This is a genomic window from Mesorhizobium sp. M0998 (genome assembly GCF_040318885.1).
In the GTDB taxonomy this organism is placed as follows: domain Bacteria; phylum Pseudomonadota; class Alphaproteobacteria; order Rhizobiales; family Rhizobiaceae; genus Mesorhizobium.
Genome location: NZ_JAMYND010000002.1, coordinates 257,019 through 272,885, shown reverse-complemented (window position 1 = coordinate 272,885; position 15,867 = coordinate 257,019). Strand labels below are relative to the sequence as shown.

General features: G+C 64.3%; 16 protein-coding genes. 9 read left to right on the top strand and 7 right to left on the bottom strand.

Annotated features, from left to right (window positions below; translation table 11 throughout):
• Positions 1-182: 182 nt before the first annotated feature.
• Positions 183-917: a 16S rRNA (uracil(1498)-N(3))-methyltransferase gene (locus NKH59_RS03230; RefSeq protein WP_353020921.1), complete on the bottom strand. Its 735-nt coding sequence runs from the start codon at positions 915-917 to the stop codon at positions 183-185.
• Between the two features lie 31 nt (positions 918-948).
• The gene (locus tag NKH59_RS03225) at positions 949-1,596 is read right to left on the bottom strand and encodes a hypothetical protein (protein ID WP_352747853.1); all 648 of its coding nucleotides are present in this window, start codon (positions 1,594-1,596) and stop codon (positions 949-951) included.
• A 74-nt stretch (positions 1,597-1,670) separates the two neighbouring features.
• Here NKH59_RS03225 and NKH59_RS03220 point away from each other — a divergent pair, with 74 nt between their 5' ends.
• Together NKH59_RS03220 and NKH59_RS03215 are read left to right on the top strand one after the other, a co-directional pair.
• Positions 1,671-2,369 (top strand): type 1 glutamine amidotransferase, encoded by a 699-nt coding sequence (locus NKH59_RS03220; protein ID WP_352768141.1) that lies wholly within the window; start codon positions 1,671-1,673, stop codon positions 2,367-2,369.
• A gap of 287 nt (positions 2,370-2,656) precedes the next feature.
• Positions 2,657-2,797, top strand: a complete 141-nt coding sequence (locus NKH59_RS03215; RefSeq protein ID WP_292664785.1) for a hypothetical protein — start codon at positions 2,657-2,659, stop codon at positions 2,795-2,797.
• Positions 2,798-2,825: 28 nt separating this feature from the next.
• On the opposite strand, the gene NKH59_RS03210 is transcribed toward NKH59_RS03215, so the two are convergent.
• The 3 genes from NKH59_RS03210 to NKH59_RS03200 are packed head-to-tail and all read right to left on the bottom strand — an operon-like array spanning position 2,826 to position 5,631.
• Positions 2,826-3,596: a metallophosphoesterase gene (locus tag NKH59_RS03210; protein WP_353020918.1), complete on the bottom strand. Its 771-nt coding sequence runs from the start codon at positions 3,594-3,596 to the stop codon at positions 2,826-2,828.
• A gap of 38 nt (positions 3,597-3,634) precedes the next feature.
• The gene (locus NKH59_RS03205; protein ID WP_353020849.1) at positions 3,635-4,771 is read right to left on the bottom strand and encodes an alpha-hydroxy acid oxidase; all 1,137 of its coding nucleotides are present in this window, start codon (positions 4,769-4,771) and stop codon (positions 3,635-3,637) included.
• A 56-nt stretch (positions 4,772-4,827) separates the two neighbouring features.
• Complete coding sequence (locus NKH59_RS03200; protein WP_352680841.1) at positions 4,828-5,631, bottom strand: FadR/GntR family transcriptional regulator; 804 nt, start codon at positions 5,629-5,631, stop codon at positions 4,828-4,830.
• A gap of 211 nt (positions 5,632-5,842) precedes the next feature.
• On the opposite strand from NKH59_RS03200, the gene NKH59_RS03195 reads away from it, so the two are divergent.
• The 6 genes from NKH59_RS03195 to NKH59_RS03170 all read left to right on the top strand — a co-directional run bounded on the left by NKH59_RS03195 (position 5,843) and on the right by NKH59_RS03170 (position 13,080).
• A complete protein-coding gene (locus NKH59_RS03195) occupies positions 5,843-7,177 on the top strand; it encodes a DUF3422 family protein (RefSeq protein ID WP_353020847.1) in 1,335 nt (444 codons plus the stop codon).
• Positions 7,178-7,313: 136 nt separating this feature from the next.
• On the top strand, positions 7,314-8,810 hold the full coding sequence (locus NKH59_RS03190) for an FAD-linked oxidase C-terminal domain-containing protein (RefSeq protein WP_352981020.1): 1,497 nt from the start codon (positions 7,314-7,316) through the stop codon (positions 8,808-8,810).
• A 224-nt stretch (positions 8,811-9,034) separates the two neighbouring features.
• On the top strand, positions 9,035-10,291 hold the full coding sequence (locus NKH59_RS03185) for an FAD-binding protein (protein WP_353020845.1): 1,257 nt from the start codon (positions 9,035-9,037) through the stop codon (positions 10,289-10,291).
• Positions 10,288-10,671 carry a DUF4870 family protein gene (locus NKH59_RS03180; RefSeq protein ID WP_352614815.1) on the top strand — a complete coding sequence of 128 codons (384 nt, stop codon included), beginning with the start codon at positions 10,288-10,290 and terminating at the stop codon, positions 10,669-10,671. The genes NKH59_RS03185 and NKH59_RS03180 overlap by 4 nt, the downstream gene beginning before the upstream one ends.
• Positions 10,672-10,739: 68 nt before the next feature.
• Positions 10,740-12,041 (top strand): glycolate oxidase subunit GlcF, encoded by a 1,302-nt coding sequence (gene glcF, locus NKH59_RS03175; protein WP_353020843.1) that lies wholly within the window; start codon positions 10,740-10,742, stop codon positions 12,039-12,041.
• A 31-nt stretch (positions 12,042-12,072) separates the two neighbouring features.
• Positions 12,073-13,080, top strand: a complete 1,008-nt coding sequence (locus NKH59_RS03170) for a hypothetical protein (protein ID WP_353020841.1) — start codon at positions 12,073-12,075, stop codon at positions 13,078-13,080.
• A gap of 9 nt (positions 13,081-13,089) precedes the next feature.
• On the opposite strand, the gene NKH59_RS03165 is transcribed toward NKH59_RS03170, so the two are convergent.
• Positions 13,090-14,010: a bifunctional 5,10-methylenetetrahydrofolate dehydrogenase/5,10-methenyltetrahydrofolate cyclohydrolase gene (locus tag NKH59_RS03165; RefSeq protein ID WP_352618472.1), complete on the bottom strand. Its 921-nt coding sequence runs from the start codon at positions 14,008-14,010 to the stop codon at positions 13,090-13,092.
• A gap of 261 nt (positions 14,011-14,271) precedes the next feature.
• Positions 14,272-15,006: a L,D-transpeptidase gene (locus NKH59_RS03160; RefSeq protein ID WP_353020839.1), complete on the bottom strand. Its 735-nt coding sequence runs from the start codon at positions 15,004-15,006 to the stop codon at positions 14,272-14,274.
• Positions 15,007-15,228: 222 nt separating this feature from the next.
• Between NKH59_RS03160 and NKH59_RS03155 the strand changes: the two genes are divergently transcribed.
• A complete protein-coding gene (locus tag NKH59_RS03155; RefSeq protein ID WP_353020837.1) occupies positions 15,229-15,864 on the top strand; it encodes a DNA-3-methyladenine glycosylase I in 636 nt (211 codons plus the stop codon).
• The last annotated feature ends 3 nt before the right edge of the window (positions 15,865-15,867 follow it).

Below are 15,867 nucleotides of genomic sequence, written 5' to 3'. Positions count from 1 at the left end.
AGCCCTCCGCACATGACCCTGAAAATCGGCTTCGATTTTCGGAAGGGATCAGGTGCCCAATCAAATGCTACAGCGTCCTTTACGCGCCCGAAAGGACACGCGGCCACTGCCGGCGCTAGATGGACGAAATGTCAGTAGCCGATCAAGCGAAAAATCCTGAGCCAGCGGGTAATTGGAATTGATCACCAATCGCCGATTGTCGCCTGGATCAGCGCCAGTGCCGCCACCGCCGCCGTATCCGCTCGCAGGATGCGCGGCCCGAGCGGAATCGCGGTAACGAAAGGCAGCGCTCTCAGCATCTTGCGTTCCTCGTCGGAAAAGCCGCCCTCCGGTCCGACCAGCAGACCGAGCTTTCTCTCCCGCACCACCTGCAGTGCCGGCAGGGGACTGTTGGTCGATGCATCCTCGTCGCAGAAGATCAGCCGCCGCTCGCGGTCCCAGCCCGCCAGCAGGCGCTCGAATTTTTCCGCTTCGCGCAGCTCTGGCACCGCCAATATGCCGCATTGCTCGGCCGCCTCGACGACATTGGCGCGCAGGCGCTCGATGCCGGGTTTTGCCACTTGCGTATGCTGGGTGATGACCGGCTGCAGGATGCCGACGCCCATCTCCACCGCCTTTTGCACGAGGTAGTCGAGCCGCCCTTGCTTCAGCGGCGCGAAACAGTAGACGAGATCGGGCAACGGCGGCTGCGGCCGCTGCAATGCCAGCAACTTCAGGCGCAACGCCTTCTTCGATTTTGCCGCTATCGCAGCCGACCATTCGCCGTCGCGGCCGTTGAAGACCAGAATTTCGGCGCCTTCGCCGAGCCGCAGCACGTGCGAGAGATAATGGCTTTGCTGCGGGCCGACGTCGAACTCGATGTCCGGTCCAAGCCCGTCCGGCACGAACAGCCGCTGCATCTTGTAATTGGCGCGCATCGCCGAGGAATGGGCGAGGCCATCGCCGGCGTCAAGCCTCCGCGCTGGCGTGCCAGACAGGTCTGTAGCCACGCTTCAGCACGGAAACAGTTGTCGCCGGCGTGAGCAGGCCGATTGGACCGTCGGTAAAATCGCCGAATCCCACCGGTTCGCCATAACCGCCGAAACTCCAGGGCAGCGCGGCGCCGTCAAACAGGGCGTACGCCCTGTTTCCTGACGAGATCATCGTGCCGTCCGGCAAATCCGCAAGCGCTTCCGGTTTCAGTCTCGTCGCCCGCCCGCCCGATGCCAGGCGCTCCTTGTGCAGGCGCTTGTCGAGTTGCGGCGCGCGTGACTCGGCAATGCCGAAGGCGTCGCCGAAACGCCGGACAAAATCCCTGGCCCGCTCGCGCCGGCAGAAGAAGCAGGGACGGTGGCCGGCGGCAAGTGCCGTCACCTCGTCGAGGAAAAACAGCTCGGTCCAGCCGGCCTTGCCGCCAGCCCGGTTGCGCCCCATCGGCTCGCGCCGCACGTTGCCGAATTCGCAGACGCAGATGATCCAGGCTTGCAGCGCCCAGCGCTTCTTCAACAGCGTTCTCGTCTCGGGGTCGTGAATGATGCCGCGATTGCCCATGAACAGGCCGCGCTCCGGCACGGCATGGATGGTGCCGAACGGGTCGATCCGGTTTTGCAGTGGCATAGGCGTTCCCTGTTGGCTGCAATGCTGGCGCCATGATATCGCTCGTTGCATCAATTTCATGTCAGCAGGTTTCGATGCGGGTCTTGGTTGTCCAGAACTTCGACAATGAGGGCCTTGGCCAGATCGGCGCGGCCCTTGTCGAGGCGGGTGCCGCTATCGACCTGCGCCGTCCCTACTGCGGCGACGCGCTGCCGCAAGATAGCGGCGGGCATGACGCCATGGTGGTGCTCGGCGGCGCGCAGAATGCGCTGGACGACGAGCTCTGTCCTTATTTTCCTGGCCTGCTCGACCTGACGCGCGACTTTGCCGAGAGGGATCGCGCGGTGCTTGGTATCTGCCTCGGCAGCCAGTTGGTCGCGCGCGCCTTTGGCGGCGAGAACCAGATCGGCGGCGCGTCGGAGTTCGGCTGGCACGAGGTCGCGCTCACCGCGGCGGCGCAGGCCGATCCGGTGCTCGCCGCCTTGCCTGAAAAATTCCCGATCTTCGAATGGCACGACGACACCTTTGTCTTGCCCGAGACTGCCGTGCGGCTGGCCGGCAACGCCGTCGCCGAGAACCAGGCGTTCCGCATCGGCCGCGCCGTCTATGGCTTTCAGTTCCATTTCGAGGCCGACCGGCCGATGGTTCGCGACTGGAGCACGTCCTTCGCACCGCTGATCGCCGAACGCCATCCGGATTGGGCCGTCCGGCTCGACGACGAAATGGCCCGCAACGGACCGCAAGCCGATGCCGCCGGCCTGGCCATCGCCCGCGCCTGGGTGGCGACGATCTGACGGCCCATATAGTCAACGTATTTGGCGACGTTGCATATTTGGCACGCGGCGGCAAATCCGCCGGGGATAACGCGTTTCATCCTTGGCCTGTGTCTGTCCGCCAGCCTAAAAGGCGCGCGCTCTGCATCTTGCGTGCAACCGCGATGAACCTTTCCTGTGACCCGCGCGACACACCACCGATACAGAACATGCCTAGAAGCGCGAAACCGTCCGACATTTGCGACGTATTTTGTGTTTCAACGCATTGGTAACCCGCTCGTGCATAGATGCAGGAAGCTCAACAAGAGATGACGTCCGTGAAAGCAGCCTTTTTGTCCTTTGTCATGTTGTCGGCTATCGTCTTGTGCGGCCTCGGCATTTATTCCGCCGACGCGGCCAACGACCACAATGCCGTTGACGGCTACGGCGTCACCGCCGCGCTTCGCTAGCCTCTCTGCTCATAATCCCACGCGTTTCCTACGCCCGCTCACCCGTCACTGTCAGGATATGCTTGTCCGCGCCGTCCACCACGAGCGCGGTGAGGTTTCCCGACTGCCAGGCGAGGGTGTCGACATTGACGCGGTTGCCGGTGATTTCGGCCTTGGGCACCGGCGTATGACCGTGCACCACGATCTTCGGATGAAGGCCGGTGTGGTCGTGGAAGACCTCGCGGATCCAGATCAGGTCCTGCCGGCTCTGGCTTTCCAGCGCAACGCCGGGCCGGATGCCGGCATGGCAGAAGAAGAAGTCGCCGAACGTCACTGAGAAGGGCAGCGAGCGCAGGAACTCGACATGGTTCTGCGGCACCGCCTCGACCAGTGCGGCGTGCCCTTGCCGCAGTGCCGCATCGGCGCGGCCAAACCAGGCGCTGCTCCCACCGAGCGACACGCCATAGGATAGCGCCGTCTGGATGCCGCCATAGCGCATGAACAGCCCGTCCGGATCGGGGACATCGAGAAAATCGAGAAAGCCGAGATCATGATTTCCGGCGAGCATCAGGTGACGCGGATCGCGTCTTTGCGCGTCGATCAGGAAATCGATGACGCCCCTGGAGTCCGGGCCGCGATCGACATAGTCGCCGAGATGGATCACGCGCCAATCGGCCGACGGCCTTTGACCCAGCTCCGCCTCGATCCGCCGGTGCATGGCGGTCAGCAAATCGAGCCGGCCGTGCACATCGCCGATCGCGTAAAGGCGTATGCCTTGCGGTCCGCGCGCTTCGTAGAAACTGATGCCGGGCTCCGTCAATGCCTGCGTCGCCTCCGTGGTCATGCCGTCACGGGACTTTAGCGCCGAAGCTGATCCTTGCCCATGTCGGTGACCAGACGCTTTCCGCACAGAGCCAGCGTTATGTCCATCTCCTTGCGGATGATTTCCAGCGCCTTGGTAACCCCTTCCTTGCCGAGTGCGCCGAGGCCGTACAGGAAAGGCCGGCCGATATAGGTGCCCTTGGCGCCGAGGCACAGTGCCTTGAGCACGTCCTGGCCGGAACGGATGCCGCCGTCCATATGCACCTCGATCGCGTCGCCGACGGCGTCGGCGATCTCTTCGAGCGCCATGATCGACGACGAGGCGCCGTCGAGCTGGCGGCCGCCATGGTTGGATACGATGATCGCGTCGGCGCCTGTCCTGGCCGCCATCAGCGCATCCTCCTTGTCGAGTATGCCTTTCAGGATCAACTTGCCGCCCCAGCGCTCCTTGATCCAGGCGACGTCCTTCCACGACAGATGCGGATCGAACTGCTCCTTCGTCCACGACGACAGCGAGGCGAGGTCGCCGACGCCCTTGGCATGGCCGACGATGTTGCGGAAGCTCCGGCGCTTGGTCCCGGCCATGCCGACGCACCAGCGCGGCCTGGTCGCCATCTGCCACAGGTGCTTCGGCGTCATCCGCGGCGGCGCCGAAAGCCCGTTGCGGATATCCTTGTGGCGCTGACCGAGGATCTGCAGGTCGAGCGTCAGCACCAGCGCCGAACATTTCGCCCCCTTTGCGCGGTCGATCAAATCGAAGACGAAATCCTTGTCGCGCAGCACATAGAGCTGGAACCAGAACGGCTTCCTGGTCACCGACGCGACATCCTCGATCGAGCAGATGCTCATTGTCGACAGCGTGAACGGCACACCGAATTCTTCCGCCGCCTGGGCCGCCAGCATCTCGCCGTCCGGATGCTGCATGCCGGTCATCCCGGTCGGCGCCAGCGCCACTGGCATCGTCACCTTCTCGCCGATCATGGTCGATTCCAGCGAGCGGTTATCCATGTCGACCAGCACGCGCTGGCGGAACTTGATCTTCTGGAAATCTTCCTCGTTGGCCCGGTAGGTGCTTTCGGTCCAGGCGCCGGAATCGGCGTAGTCGAAGAACATCTTCGGCACGCGGCGGCGTGCCAGGTCCTTGAGGTCGGCGATGGTGAGAATGCTGCTCATGGATCTCTTTCCGCTGGTTCTTCGCTGGTTCGTCGTTGAATTTTTCTGGGCGGGGCCTACGGCTGTTTTCTTGCCGCCTCGCCGTCACCGGGCTCGGAGCGCTGCCTGAGCCTCAGCCGCGACACGCGCTGCCAGTCGCCGCTGCGCTCGGCCTCGGCCATCGATCGTTCGACGTAGGAGATGTGGTCCATCGCCGCCTGCCGCGCCGCAGCCGGATCGCCGGCCTTGACCGCCGCATAGATTGCCCGGTGCTGCGAAAGCAGCGCCTCGCGCGCGCCCGGCACGTTGAACACCAGCCGCCGGTTCTGGAACACGCCTTCCGACAGCAGCCGATAGCAGGAGCGCAGCGTGTGCAGCAGGATGATGTTGTGCGCGCATTCGCAGATCGCGTGATGGAACTCGACATCGATTTCCGCCTCGTCGTCGAAATTGCCGGTCCGGTGCGCCTCGTCCATACGTGCCATGATGCGGTCGAGCAGCGCCAGATCGTCCGATGTGGCACGCCGCGCCGCATATTCCGCCGCCACCGCCTCGATCTCGCGGCGGTACTCCAGATAGTCGGTCACCGCCTTGCGGTGCATCGAGATTAGGTCGGTCACCGGCTTGGTGAACAGCTGGCCGATGACATCGGCGACATGGGTGCCGCCGCCCGGCCGTGTCGTCAACAGCCCGCGCCCTTCCAAGGCTTTCAAGGCATCGCGCAGGATCGGCCGCGACACCTCGAACTGGCGCGCCAGTTCGCGCTCGCCCGGCAGCCGGTCGCCGGTGCGCAGGACGCCTTCGAGGATCAGGCTCTCGATCTGCTGCACCACCTCGTCGGCGGTGCGCGAATGCTCGATCCGGGAGAAAATGTCGCTCAAACGGGATGCCTGGGGGTTGAACCGATGTCGCGCAAGATAAAGCCGGCGTCGCCAACTGGTCAAATTATTTATCCAATTCGCCGGGGCCGGGTCCGTTTCACAGCCGCGGCGCCATATCATCTTCAGCTAAATTGGGCGTTTGCGTCGCCTGGCGATTGCCTCTAGAGGGACATCATTGCCAAAGGGCTCACAGAAGCCCGGGGGACCAGCCGTGCCAGACGCCGACCCTTCCAACCTCGAATTCCAGCTGCGCGCCAAAGCCGTGGGCGGCACCGTCATGGGCTTTCCGGCGCATGAAGGTCGGCCGGGCGCGCTCGGCGAGGTCCACGCCCGGCCGCAGCCGCTGGTCGAAAAGCCGCGCGTACTGGTGCAGCTTTCCTTCATGACCGAAGCTGGATCCGGGATCGATCAGGCCGTGCTTTCCGAATTGTCGCGACGCCTCGGCATCGCCGCGCCCGACCCTCACGCCCGCCACCACGCGATGAAATGGGGCAAGGGCTCGCTGCGCTGGGAACGCCACACGGAATTCTCGACCTATCTCTGGGAAGGCCCGCTCGCCGAAAACGGCAGGGGGCAAGAGGACACACCCTTCGGCAACGGGTTTTCGCCGCCGGGCACGGTGATTTCCGGCATCAGGCTGGAGATCCGCAAATGGACGCCGGCGAACGAAAAACTGATCGCCGGCTTCGACCCGACCAGCCTGTGCTATTCGCTGGTCGAGCGCGGCAACGCGGCCATCGTCACCGATTTCCGTCAGGATGGCGACGGCTTGACCCGCATGCTGGTGCTCGACCGCGGCCTGACCCCGGCGCGCACCGGGGCACTGTCGCAGCGGCTGATCGACGTCGAAACCTACCGCACGCTGGCCATGCTCGGGCTGCCGCTGGCCCTGACGCTGTCCGGTCGGGCCCGCCGCATCGAAGACAGGCTGGCCCAGACCACGTTGGAAATGAAGGTCGCCGAGACCCGCGACAGCCAGACGCTGCTTGCCGACTTGACCGAACTGGCCGCCGAGCTGGAGGCCGATGCCGCCTCCAGCCTCTACCGCTTCGGCGCCAGCCGCGCCTATGACGGCATCGTGCGCGAACGGCTGGAGGCGCTCGACGAAGAGGCGGTGCCCGGCTACGACACCTGGGGCGGTTTTCTGCAGCGCCGCGTGGCGCCGGCGATGCGTACCTGCCGTTCGGTCGAGGAGCGTCAGGCCAACTTGTCGACGAAGCTCACCCGTGCCACCACACTGCTGCGCACCTGGGTCGACGTCGAGGTCGAGAAGCAGAACCGCGATCTTTTGGCGTCGATGAACAATCGCGCCCGCCTGCAATTGCGGCTGCAGCAGACGGTGGAGGGGCTCTCGGTCGCCGCGGTTTCCTACTATGTCGTCGGCCTCATCGGCTACGTCGCCAAGGGCGCCTCGATCTTCGGCCATGCCTTCGCGCCGGAAATGGTCACCGCCGCCTCGGTGCCGCTCGCCGTCGTGCTCGTCTGGTGGGGCGTGCGCCGCGTCCGCCGCATGCACTCCGAACCAGGCAAGCAGCCGGGCGAGTAATGTGGGGCGCAGCGGCAGATTGCCGCTGCGGAAGGCTGTCTCGGCCATAGGCCTCTCATCCCGGCCAACGCGGCATTTGCAAGCGACCACTGTCGCTGGTAAAAGATTTTTACCAGTCGATCGAAGGAGGCTGTCGATGTCCGGCCTTGCCATGCCGAAACCAGACGACGCCACGATGCGCCGGCGCGACGAGATCGTCGCCGATATGCGCATCATCGTGCCGGGCGAGGGCGTCGTCGACGCCGCCAATGCCATGCGCGCCTTCGAGAGCGACGGGCTCACCGCCTACCGGCAATTGCCGCTGGTCGTGGTGCTGCCGCAGACCGTGGCGCAGGTGTCGCGGGTGCTGAAATATTGCAGCGACCGCAACATCCGCGTCGTGCCGCGCGGCTCCGGCACCTCGCTCTCCGGCGGTGCGCTGCCGCTCGAAGACGCGGTGCTGCTGGTCATGAGCCGCTTCAACCGCATCCTCGAGATCGATTTTCAGAACCGCGTCGTCGTCGCCCAGCCCGGCGTCACCAATCTCGGCATCACCACCGCCGTCGAGCAGGAGGGCTTCTATTACGCCCCCGATCCATCCTCCCAGATCGCCTGCTCGATCGGCGGTAATGTCGCGGAAAATTCCGGCGGCGTGCACTGCCTGAAATACGGTCTCACCGCCAACAATGTGCTCGGCATCGAGATGGTGCTGATGAATGGCGAGGTGGTGCGCCTCGGCGGCAGCCATCTCGACGCGGAAGGCTACGACCTGCTCGGCGTCATGACCGGCTCCGAAGGACTGCTCGGCGTCGTAACCGAGGTCACCGTACGCATCCTGAAGAGGCCGGAGACGGCGCGCGCCCTGCTGATCGGTTTCCCGACCAGCGAGCAGGCCGGCCAATGCGTTGCCGACATCATTGGCGCCGGCATCATTCCGGGCGGCATGGAGATGATGGACCGTCCGGCCATCCACGCCGCCGAGGATTTCGTCCAGGCCGGCTATCCGCTCGATGTCGAGGCGCTGCTGATCGTCGAGCTGGACGGGCCGGGTGTCGAGGTCGATCACCTGATCGGCCTGGTCGAAGCCATTGCTTTTAGGAACGGCTCGACCACATGCCGCACGTCGCAGTCGGAACAGGAGCGGCTGAGCTTCTGGGCCGGCCGCAAGGCGGCGTTCCCGGCGGTCGGCCGCATCTCGCCCGACTACTACTGCATGGACGGCACCATCCCGCGCAAGGAACTGCCGCGCGTGCTCGCCGGCATGCGCGAACTGTCGGAGAAATACGGGCTCGGCGTCGCCAATGTCTTCCACGCCGGCGACGGCAATCTGCACCCGCTCATCCTCTACGACGCCAACGTGCCCGGCGAACTCGACAAGGCGGAGAGTTTCGGCGCTGACATATTGCGGCTCTGCGTCAAGGTCGGTGGCGTGCTGACCGGCGAGCACGGGGTCGGCGTCGAGAAGCGCGACCTGATGCCGGAAATGTTCAACCAGATCGACCTCGACCAGCAGATGCGCGTCAAATGCGCCTTCGACCCCAACCATCTTTTGAATCCCGGCAAGGTCTTCCCGCAATTGAGGCGATGCGCCGAGCTCGGGCGGATGCACGTGCATCGCGGGCAAGTGGCGTTTCCGGACATTCCGAGGTTTTGAGTGCGTATGTTAGCACTTGAACACCCCCCTCTGTCCTGCCGGACATCTCCCCCTCAAGGGGGGAGATTAGCAGCTTCGGCGCCTCGCCCTCCTGTTAACGCTGGAGATTGGCGAAGCCCGACGCAGCATCCTATCTCCCCCCTAGAGGGGGAGATGTCCGGCAGGACAGAGGGGGGCGCGAAGGAACGCGACGTTCCCCCATTTGCAAATGCCGCGTCCGTCCCATGACCACCTTCACCCCATCAACCGCCGCGGAAACGCTCTCCACCGTCGCTTGGGCAGCCGCAGAGGAATCCCCGCTCGAAATCCTCGGCCACGGCTCCAAGCGCGGTATCGGCCGGCCGCAGCAGAGCGAGCATACGCTCGACCTTTCCAAACTCTCCGGCGTCATGCTGTACGAGCCGGCCGAACTGGTGCTGTCGGCAAAAGCCGGCACGCCGTTGGCCGAAATCGAAAGCCTGCTTGCCGAAAACGGCCAGCAACTTGCCTTCGAACCGATGGATTACGGCCCGCTGCTCGGCGGTGAGCCAGCGCGAGGCACGATCGGCGGCGCACTCGCCGCGAACCTTTCCGGCCCGCGCCGGCTGAAGGTGGGTGCTGCGCGCGACCATATCCTCGGCATAGCGGCCGTTTCTGGGCGCGGCGAGGCCTTCAAGTCGGGCGGCCGCGTCGTCAAGAACGTCACCGGCTACGATCTGTCCAAGCTGATGGCCAACAGCTGGGGCACGCTGGCGGTGCTCACCGACGTCACCTTCAAGGTGCTGCCTGCTGCCGAGACCGAAGTCACGCTTGCCATCCGCGGCCTGCTCGACGATCACGCCGCCGCCGCCATGGCGCTGGCGCTGGGTTCCAGCGCCGAAGTGTCGAGTGCTGCCCATCTTCCCGAACGGGTCGCAGCCAGGGTCGCCGGCGGCAGTCTCGGCAGCGATGCCGCGACGCTGCTGCGCATCGAGGGCTTTGGCCCGTCGGTCGCTTACCGCATTGCCGCGCTGAAAGACCTGCTGAAAAACGCTGGGCCGCTGCAGGAGATTTCCGGTTCGGTCTCGTACTCGGTCTGGCGCGATGTCCGCGACTGCGCGCCGTTCGCCGATGGCAGCGAAAGGCCGGTGTGGCGCGTCTCGATGGCGCCGTCGCGGGGCCACCAGATGGTGCTGGCGCTGCGCATGCAGGCCCTGGTCGATGCCTTCTATGATTGGCAGGGCGGGCTGATCTGGCTGCGCATGCAGCAGGACGATCCCGAGGCAGGCCTGTTGCGCAGCCTGATCAGAAAACACGGCGGCGGCCATGCGACGCTGGTGCGCGCAACCCCTTCGCACCGCGCCGCCGTACCGGTGTTCGAACCGCAAGCGCCGCAACTGGCAGCACTGTCGGCGCGGCTGAAGGCCGAATTCGACCCGAAGAATATCCTCAATCCCGGCCGTATGGCGCCGGGCGCAAGCTCTGCTACTCTCGCGCCGGCAACCGAGGGAGGAGCACAATGAGCGATCCAGGCCAAAACGGTACGTCACGCCAGACCGACCGCTGGCTGGAGCCCGGCCCGACCAACGCGCTGGTCATCTACATCCTCTATCTCGCCGGCCTAGCCATCGGCGTCAGCGGCATTGTCGGCATCGTCCTGGCCTATATCAATCGCGGCAAGGCCGGCGGCTTCGTCGAGAGCCACTACACATTCCTGATCCGCACCTTCTGGATCGGCCTGCTCTATGCACTGATCTCGGCGCTGCTGATGATCGTGGTCATCGGTGTCGTGCTGATGGTTGCCGTTGCCGTCTGGTTCATCGCCCGCTGCATTCTCGGCCTGCAGGCGCTGCAGCGCGGCGAGGCGGTCAAGAACCCGGAAAGCTGGTTTCTGGGATTATGAGCATGATCCCCAAAACTGGGTACCGGTTTTGGGAAAAGATCATGCTCAAACGGTAGGGATTCGTTTACGTGCAGACCAATTTCTCAGCTGCCCAGCTTGCCGATCCGCATGTCGCGGAATCGGAAAAGATCCTGCGCAAATGTGTGCATTGCGGCTTCTGCACCGCCACCTGCCCGACCTATGTGACGCTCGGCAACGAACTGGATTCGCCACGCGGGCGGATCTACCTGATCAAGGACATGCTGGAGAACGGTCGCCCCGCCGACAAGCAGATCGTCGCTCATATCGACCGCTGCCTGTCCTGCCTCGCCTGCATGACTACCTGCCCGTCGGGCGTCAACTACATGCATCTGGTCGACCACGCCCGCGTCCATATCGAGGAGACCTACAAGCGTCCGCTGGCCGATCGCCTGACACGCGCCATGCTGGCCTTCGTGCTGCCCTACCCCTCGCGTTTCCGCGCGGCGCTCAAGCTGGCGAAGCTCGGCCAGCCATTCGCCGGCCTGTTTGAGAAAATCCAGGCATTGAAGCCTTTGGGCGCGATGTTGAAGCTGGCCCCGGCGTCGGTCCCGGCAGTCTCGCCGATGGCCTCGCCGGGCGTCCATGCCGGGCAGGGCGCGAAGAAAAATGGCCGCGTCGCCATCCTCACCGGCTGCGCGCAATCCGTGCTCGATCCCGGCATCAACGACACGACGATTTCGCTGCTGACCCGGCTTGGCGTCGAGGTCGTGGTGGCCGCGGGCGAGGGCTGCTGCGGCGCGCTGGTGCATCATATGGGGCGCGAGGACGCTGCCTTGGCGTCGGCCCGACGGAACGTCGACGCCTGGACGCGCGCCATCGAGCAGGGCGGACTCGACGCCATCGTCATCACCGCATCCGGGTGCGGCACCACCATCAAGGATTACGGCTTCATGCTGCGCCTCGATCCGGCCTATGCCGACAAGGCCGCGCGCGTCTCAGCGCTGGCCAGGGACATCACCGAATATCTGGCAAGCCTCGACCTGCCCGAGCCGGTCCGCAAGCCGGGCACCATCGTCGCCTATCACTCAGCCTGCTCGATGCAGCACGGCCAGAAGATCACCCGCCAGCCGAAGGAGCTTCTGGCCAGAGCCGGCTTCGTCGTGCGCGAGCCGCGCGAAGGGCATTTGTGCTGCGGTTCGGCCGGCACCTACAACATCCTGCAGCCCGAGATTTCGGCGACGTTGCGCGACCGCAAGGTCAGGAATATCGAGGCGACCGGTGCTGAAATCGTCGCCACCGGCAATATCGGCTGCATCACCCAGATCGCTTCCGCCGCCAAGCTGCCGGTGGTGCATACGATAAAGCTGCTCGACTGGGCCTATGGCGGCGAGCCGCCAAAATTGGTTTGATTGCTGCGCACCCGCCGATGAGACTGCCGAGATGCCCAACCCAAAGTCCGAAGAGATTGGAACCGTCGTTCGGCTGCTGTCGGACAGATCGCCGGCGACGTTCCAGGCCAGCTATGGCGAATGCCAGACAATCATCGCTCGTCATCTCAAGGATGGGTCCGAATTCCTGTTTGCGCTCATAAAGGCAGCGGTAGAAGCCGACGTCCAGCAAGACAATCTGATTATCGACGCCGTTTCGTTTCTCGACGACGCGTATTTGGCTCGTCTGGCATTTTTCCTGCAAGAGGAAGTGAAACGCGGAATAGACGTGGAGGATCTGCTGGCTCACGTCGCCTTGCAGGCGCCGGAATTGTTTCCAGACAGTACCTTGGGCGACATTCCCGATTTCGCAGACTGGCTGACGCATGATGATCCTCGTTCGCCGCCGGCATGTCATCATTTCAGCTTTGAGGAAGGCGCTCCGAGCGACATGTCTTTTCCGACGCATCGCCATCATCCTACCTGGCATCTGCCGGCGACTGGCAGGCCACTTACGGTCGGCGGCGAAGGATCGGCAGTGTGCCCGACCTGTCGAGAGCGACTGATACATCTGATTACGCTGGACGATCTTGGGAATGAGCTGACGATGCCTCTTCCCAGACTCCGTATCGAGACCTGTGCGAATTCTCTCGAACCGACCTATTATTCCCACGACGCTGCCGGTGTGCCGACGCCGATCGCGCCTCTGCATTCGCCCTACATTGAGAGGCCTGCAAAAGCCGCCGAGAAAAGAACTGTTCGGTTGGCACCGACGCCTAAACGGTGGCTCAGGCAGTCGTACGGGATAAGCAATTCAAGGCAAAACCTGTTTCGGCTTGGTGGGCTGCCGTCATGGATTCAGGGACCGCAGTTTCCAGTCGTTCCCGGAACGGACCGGGAAATGAAATTTCTTCTTCAGTTCGATTCACTCGCCGGTTTCTTCTGGGGCAGCGGCGGCGTGCTCTACGTCTTCTGGGATGACGAGTCCCGGATCACCTGCCATGTGCCGCAATACACGTGACGAAGGCGCCTACTCCGCCGCCAGCCGGTCTGCCGTGCCGTAGGTTGCCTGATAGCGGGCACGCTGCCGGCTGAGGGCCACCATCGTGTTGCGCAGCAGGATCGCCACCGTGATCGGGCCGACGCCGCCCGGCACCGGCGTGATCCACGACGCGACATGCCTGACGCTCTCGGCATCGACGTCGCCGACGATGCGGCTCTCGCCGTCCGGCCCGATTTCCGAATTGATGCCGATATCGATGACGGCGGCGCCCGGCTTGACCATGTCGGCCTTGATCAGCCGCGGTTTGCCGACCGCGACGAACAGTGCGTCGGCGCGGCGTGCGTGTGCCGCCACCGAACGCGTCATGTGGTGACAGACGGTCACCGTCGCGCCTTCGCTCATCAAGAGGAACGCGATCGGCTTGCCAACGATCTCGGAATGGCCGACGACCACCACCTCGAGCCCCTTGAGGTCGAGGCCGGTTTCCCTGAGCAGTTCGACCGAAGCGGCGGCGGTGCAGGGCGCCAGGTCGAGCTGGTTGTAGACGATGTTGCCGATCGAGGCCGGATGCATGCCCTCGACATCCTTGAGCGGATGCACCGCCGCCTGCAGCGTCTTGATCGGAATGTGCACCGGCACCGGCCGCTGGATGATGATGCCGGTGACGCGCGGGTCGGCGTTAAGCCCGTGGATTGCCGCTTCCAGCTCGCCGGCGGTGATGTCGGCGCGAAAGCGCCTTTCCTCGAAGCCGATGCCGGCCAAGCCGGCCTTGGCGCGCTGGTTGCGGACATAGACATCGACCGCGGCGGTATCGCCGACGGTGACCGACACCAGCTTGGGCGGAAAGCCTTCGGCGGTGGCGATCGCCGCGTCCTCGCGCACGCCGGCGATGATGCGTTGAGCAACCGGGCCGCCTCTGAGATAGCGGCTGTCGTCGGAAAGGGACATCGGGATGGGGCCTTTAGCTGGATTTTAGCCGCCACATAGCAAAGCAACCGCGAAAAGGCAGCGCGAAAAGCGAACCGCCATGCCGGTCGCGCGACGTGCCGACAAAATCTTCCCGTCAATTCCTGCTGGCGGAAACAAAAAGGGCAGCACGGCTTGCCGCGCTGCCCTTTCGTGACTGGCCGCATCCCCACACGGCCCGTCCCCCGCTATTCAATGCTCCCGAGGCTTCTGAGCAGAATCATCGATGAGGTCAACCGCAGATTACATCACTACAACCGTCGTGCCAACATTGACCCGCTCGTAAAGGTCGACCACGTCCTCGTTGCGCATGCGGATGCAGCCCGACGACACCGCGCCGCCGATCGTCCAGGGCTGATTGGTGCCGTGGATACGGTACTCGGTCGAGCCGAGATAGAGCGCGCGTGCGCCGAGCGGGTTTTCCATGCCGCCGGCGAGATAGGTCGGCAGATAACGGCCCTTGGCGGCTTCGCGGGCGATCATCACCGCCGGCGGCCGCCAATCCGGCCAGACGCGCTTGTTGGTGATCTTGTGGGTGCCGGACCATTCGAAGCCCGGCTTGCCGGTGCCGACGCCATAACGCCGCGCCTTACCGTTCTTCCCGACCAGATAGAGGAAATTCTCTCGCGTATCGATGACGATCGTGCCCGGCTTCTGCGGGCCGTCATAGGCGACTTCCTGCGGCAGATAGATCGGGTCGATCTGCGGCCGCATCACCATGCGCTTGGCCGGCGCCTGCACCGCTGCGGTGCGTAGCTGATCGGGTTCGGCCAGCCGCCGGTAGCGCCGTTGCGGCAGCGCCTCTTGCCGGCTCTGCCGCACGATGCCCGGCGCATGGCCGAGCTGCAGCACCCAGGGCGCCGAAAGATCTGGGCTGACCACCACCGGCGGCCTCTCCGCATAGCGGTCGTTGGCATTGGCGGCGCCGGCCGCAAGCACGGCCGCGGCGCCGAACAGTGGGAACAAGAATGTCTTCATCGCAACGCACCTTGATCGTCGAACATGCCGGGGTGCAAAGCCTCCCCGATTTCGCCGACATTGGGCGCGAAGCGGCAACCGAAGCATGAATCGGAATGCGTAAAATGCCGATCTGTCAGTAAAGCTTTTGGTGTGGTTACCGCCCGGTTCAGGAATCTGGTAAAGCCGCGGTAAAGGCCGCGTCAAAACGCGTTAACGCCAAGACACGAACGGAATTCCGCCATGGATGAAAAGACAGGTCTGCTTGCCGGTCCCGACGGCATCGCCCGCTGCTTCTGGCACGGCAACCTGCCGGATTATCTGCACTACCACGACCACGAATGGGGCCGGCCGGTCGCCGACGACCGCCGCCTGTTCGAGAAGATCTGCCTCGAAGGTTTTCAGTCGGGCCTGTCCTGGCTGACCATATTGCGCAAGCGCGACAATTTCCGCGAGGCGTTTGCCGGCTTCGATGTCGACAAGATCGCCGCCTTCACCGACGCCGATGTCGAGCGCCTGCTCGGCAATGCCGGCATCATCCGTCACCGCGGCAAGATCATCTCGACCATCAACAACGCCAAGCGCGCCCGCGAACTCATCGACGAGGCCGGCTCGCTGGCCGCCTGGTTGTGGAAGTTCGAACCCGGCCCAGGCGAGCGGCCCGAGATCGTCGACCTCGCGCATTTGCGCGCCAATCCGACGACGGCCGTCTCGGTCCGCATTTCGAAAGAGCTGAAGAAGCGCGGCTGGAGCTTTGTCGGCCCGACCACCGTCTACGCCTTCATGCAGGCGATGGGGCTGGTCAACGACCATCTCGAGGGCTGCGTCTGCCGCGAGCCGGTCGAGGCGGAACGGAAAGCGTTCAAGCGGCCGAAATAGCGG

Coding starts and splice junctions, on each gene's coding strand:
- NKH59_RS03230 (WP_353020921.1), bottom strand. CDS start 917: ATGCGCGCCAATTACAAGATGCAGCGGCTGTTCGTGCCGGACGGGCTT.
- NKH59_RS03225 (WP_352747853.1), bottom strand. CDS start 1,596: ATGCCACTGCAAAACCGGATCGACCCGTTCGGCACCATCCATGCCGTG.
- NKH59_RS03220 (WP_352768141.1), top strand. CDS start 1,671: ATGCGGGTCTTGGTTGTCCAGAACTTCGACAATGAGGGCCTTGGCCAG.
- NKH59_RS03215 (WP_292664785.1), top strand. CDS start 2,657: ATGACGTCCGTGAAAGCAGCCTTTTTGTCCTTTGTCATGTTGTCGGCT.
- NKH59_RS03205 (WP_353020849.1), bottom strand. CDS start 4,771: ATGAGCAGCATTCTCACCATCGCCGACCTCAAGGACCTGGCACGCCGC.
- NKH59_RS03190 (WP_352981020.1), top strand. CDS start 7,314: ATGTCCGGCCTTGCCATGCCGAAACCAGACGACGCCACGATGCGCCGG.
- NKH59_RS03185 (WP_353020845.1), top strand. CDS start 9,035: ATGACCACCTTCACCCCATCAACCGCCGCGGAAACGCTCTCCACCGTC.
- NKH59_RS03180 (WP_352614815.1), top strand. CDS start 10,288: ATGAGCGATCCAGGCCAAAACGGTACGTCACGCCAGACCGACCGCTGG.
- NKH59_RS03170 (WP_353020841.1), top strand. CDS start 12,073: ATGCCCAACCCAAAGTCCGAAGAGATTGGAACCGTCGTTCGGCTGCTG.
- NKH59_RS03165 (WP_352618472.1), bottom strand. CDS start 14,010: ATGTCCCTTTCCGACGACAGCCGCTATCTCAGAGGCGGCCCGGTTGCT.
- NKH59_RS03160 (WP_353020839.1), bottom strand. CDS start 15,006: ATGAAGACATTCTTGTTCCCACTGTTCGGCGCCGCGGCCGTGCTTGCG.
- NKH59_RS03155 (WP_353020837.1), top strand. CDS start 15,229: ATGGATGAAAAGACAGGTCTGCTTGCCGGTCCCGACGGCATCGCCCGC.